Raw genomic sequence first — 1,051 nt, 5'->3', positions numbered from 1 at the left:
GCCAGGCCGAAGCGCACCCCGTTGGCGATGCGCAGTGCATCGCCCTCGTCCTTGAACCGGATCACCGACAGCACCGGGCCGAACACCTCTTCTTGCGCGATGCGCATGTCGTTGCGCACGCCGGTGAAGATGGTGGGCTGCACGAACCAGCCCTTGCCGCATTCGGGTGCCGTGCCTTTCTCGCCACCGAGGACCGCCGTGGCACCCTCGCTGCGCGCGATGTCGATGTATTCCAGCACCTTCTGGTACTGGGGCGGCGTGGTCACCGGGCCGACCTGGGTGTCGGGGTCCATCGGGTCGCCCATGCGCGCGGTGCGCGCCACCGCCAGCAGGCGCTCGACGAATGCGTCATGAATGTTGTCCTGCACCAGCAACCGGGAACCTGCGATGCAGGTCTGCCCCGTGGCCGCAAAGATGCCCGAGATCGCGCCGAACACAGCCTGCTCGATGTCGGCGTCGTCGAAGACGATGTTGGGCGATTTTCCGCCCAGCTCCATCGCCGTGTGCTTGAGGTGCCGGCCGGCCTTCTCGTTGATGAGGCGGCCTGTGGTGTCCGATCCGGTGAAGCTGATCTTGCTGACCAGCGGATGCTCGACCAACGGGGTGCCGACCTCCGGGCCGAAGCCTGTCACGACGTTAAACACGCCCGGCGGAAAACCCGCTTCGTCGAACAGCTCCGCAAACTCGAGCGTTGAGGCAGAGGTGAATTCCGAGGGCTTGACGACCACGGTGCAGCCGGCCGCCAGCGCGGGCGCAACCTTCCAGCTCAGCAGCATCAGCGGCGAATTCCAGGGAGTGATGGCGGCCACGACTCCCATCGGCTCATGGCGGGTGAAGGCGAAGTAGCCCTTCTTGTCGAGCGGCAGCGTGCTGCCCTGCACCTTGTCGGCCAGCCCGGCGTAGTAGTGAAACCACTGCGGTATGTAGTTGAGCTGCCCCTGCATCTCCGCGAGCAGCTTGCCGTTGTCGCGCACCTCGGTGGCAGCCAGTCTGTCGGCGTCGCGAGCGATCAGGTCGCCGAGACGGCGCAGATTTGTCGGGGCGCGGATCA

The 1,051-nt window shown here is 65.9% G+C and carries 1 protein-coding gene; it reads right to left on the bottom strand.

Going from position 1 to position 1,051, the window contains the following annotated elements; translation table 11 throughout:
• On the bottom strand, positions 1 to 1,051 hold a 1,051-nt coding region (locus ACSFA3_RS25815), incomplete at both ends, for an aldehyde dehydrogenase (protein ID WP_435508159.1).

It is taken from the genome of Variovorax glucosi, from assembly GCF_051216695.1.
GTDB lineage: Bacteria > Pseudomonadota > Gammaproteobacteria > Burkholderiales > Burkholderiaceae_C > Variovorax.
This window is presented reverse-complemented; position numbering and strand designations above follow the sequence as displayed.